The 2769-nt window shown below is 28.0% G+C and carries 2 protein-coding genes; both read left to right on the top strand.

All coding sequences use genetic code 11. From position 1 onward, the window contains the following. The first annotated feature begins 275 nt into the window (after positions 1-275). Positions 276-1493 (top strand): helix-turn-helix transcriptional regulator, encoded by a 1218-nt coding sequence (locus B371_RS0100760; protein ID WP_019412439.1) that lies wholly within the window; start codon positions 276-278, stop codon positions 1491-1493. A gap of 12 nt (positions 1494-1505) precedes the next feature. Further along, positions 1506-1643, top strand: coding sequence for a hypothetical protein (locus B371_RS23685; protein ID WP_019412438.1), 138 nt, complete (start codon positions 1506-1508; stop codon positions 1641-1643). Positions 1644-2769 lie beyond the last annotated feature (1126 nt).

The raw sequence follows: 2769 nt of genomic DNA, 5'->3' as shown, positions 1-2769 counted from the left end.
TTAAATCATCACGGATTCAGGTAAAGGACTATTTAACAATTTATTCAAACTTCATGGGATATTTCGCACTCTCTTAAACTTGAATATCATTCAATAGTCTTGTTTAGGCTTGTTTTGACTATGTATTGGGAAATTTAAATGTCATTTAGTTAAATAACTAATAAAATGAAGAAAAATATTTCCTAATAGAGCTATAATGTATATACATTGAAATAATGAAATACTCTTAATATTAGATATAATAAAAGTGAAATCTGATTTTAGAAGGTGAAATGATGCAAATAGGCTCATTAATAAAGTATCATCGAACAAAGAAGAAAATGACTCAGAGCGAACTTTCAATTGAAATATGTTCAATCCCACATCTTAGTAAAATTGAAAGTAACAGCAAAGAAGCAAATGTAGAAACAATTAAACTGTTATTAAGTCGACTTGAAATAGATTTACAAGACGTTGAGGAAAGTGAACAAAATATTCACAAATTACTTGAACAATTAATTAATAATATTCATTATCTTGAAGTAGATAAGGCTGCAATAACATTTTCGGAATTAGATGAGTATAAGGAGACCATAGCGTTTACCAAACACATATACTTATATGAAATTTATAAATTAAGATATTTTCTTTTCATTAAAGATCTAATGTCAGCTGAGGAACAAATCAGATGGCTTAGTACGCAAAAGCAAAATTTTTCCCAACATGAAAAATATTTACTTTCATATTTCTCTACGATATTATTAATTTTAAGGGGGAATTATAGAGAGGCGGATGAAAAACTTACAATTATTATTCAAAAATATGCAATGAATAATAACTTTGAAGGGGAAATTTATTATCATCTTGCTCTTGTAAAGGGCTATATGGAACAATCCGGCCACGCTATTTATTATGGGAAAAAAGCGATGAATTTTTATAAAGATCATTTTAATTATAAAAGGATCTTGCATGTTCACATGTCACTCGCAATCAATTATTCGCAATCAAGAATTTATGAAGAGGCCCTAGTATGTTATGAGCATTTGATTAGGAACTCTGAAATGCTTAAAGAGAATGACCTGTTATCAAAAATTTATCATAATATTGGTGATCTAAGACATAAAATGGGTGACTATTCTATTGCTTTAGATTACTTCAATAAAAGCCTATCCATTTTTAATAAGAACAATGAAGACTACTTACTTTGTTTGCATAATATAGCTGTTACAGAATTTAGATTAGAAAAATGGATTAATAGTAAAGAAAGTTTTTCTCTACTAAATGAAGAATCTATAAAAATGAAAGATTCCCAATACCGGCTATATTCATCGTTTTATTTATTACTTCTAGATAATCAAAAACAAAAGGCAATGGCATTTTTAGAAGATAAAGTAGTCCCCTATTTGGTAAAGATGGATAAACAAACAGAATCACATCATTACTTTTCTAAAATTCTTGTTGAGTATTTTAAGAATGAGGGGAAATATGAAAAAGCAGTTAAATTTACTTTATAAGGAGGGGTTTACTTGAAGAAATCCATTTTTTTAGCATTGATTCTTATTATTAGTTTCTCAGCTTTAGAGAATAATAAAAGTGAAGAATTAAATTCGCTACAAGTTTCTTATGTTGAAACAAATAGCGTACCTATCCATCCTCCAGTCTAAGCAGATGTATCAACTCTTAATACTATCTATTCTCCAATTATAAAAGGACTCTCACAAATTAATGTGGAGTCCTTTTATAATTGGATTTTGTCATGATTTTTTTTCACTAGCGTCTAACTTATCCCATTCTTTTTCATAACCGAAAATTCTCAGTTGAAGATTGTCTTCTGCTGCTTTTACTAAGTTATCACGTTTTTCTTTGAGTAGGTTTTTATCATTAGATAGCAAATCAATTTCATTTATGTATCGAACTATCCAGACTTTTCTTGTTTACAAATCTGTGCTTTGTTTGTACGTCTCAACTAATTGTTAAATTTTTCTAAAATAACATGATTATTTGTAGAAAGAGAACGAATAGTGCCTTGATTACTTCGTTCTTTTTCCTATTCTTAAGTTTTTTCCTGAAACATTTTGTGTTGACTGATAATTTAACATAAGTTTGCTAGGAGGAGAAATAGAATGGATGAATAAGAAAGTTCGATTATGGGTATAGACTATAGTACATGCCTCATAATTCTAAGATTAAGTAAACATACTTATCGATGTAATGTTCTCTATTTCACTTGTATTATATGAGAAAAATTAATTTCTCTATAACTTTAGTTACATTACTTCTCCGAAAAGGAGCTTTACAATGTATTTATAAGGAAAAATATTATATATAAAGACTATATGCATCGTTCAAAATTCCTACTAATAGAATTCATTGTACATATAAGTTCTAAATGCTATCAGCATTGAATATGAAAGAATTAATACTTTAAACCGTAGAAAAAGACAATTGTAATTTTAAAAAGACTTCCAATAATAGACTAAGGTTAAAGAATTAATTCATGCCATTTATAAACTTATAAAATATAAAAGAAGGTAGCGATGCAGCATGATAACATTATTTAAAAAACCATGTGCTATTTGTAAAGCTAAAGTTGGAGAAATGCATGAATTTGAAAATCGAAGTGGAATACGTATGGTTTTATGTGATTCATGCAAGAAATATGCGGAGAAAAGGTCATTTAAAGTGATTTCAGAGAATAAGTCACCTCATAGAATGAAATGAAAAAGAACGAACAAAGTGACCTATAAAGTCACTTTGTTCAAATATAAGAAAGTATATAACTATAAAGAG

Source organism: Paenisporosarcina sp. TG20 (genome assembly GCF_000286315.1).
Taxonomy (GTDB): domain Bacteria; phylum Bacillota; class Bacilli; order Bacillales_A; family Planococcaceae; genus Paenisporosarcina.
The sequence above is the reverse complement of the archived record's forward strand: the minus strand, read 5'-3'. Positions and strand labels throughout refer to the sequence as shown.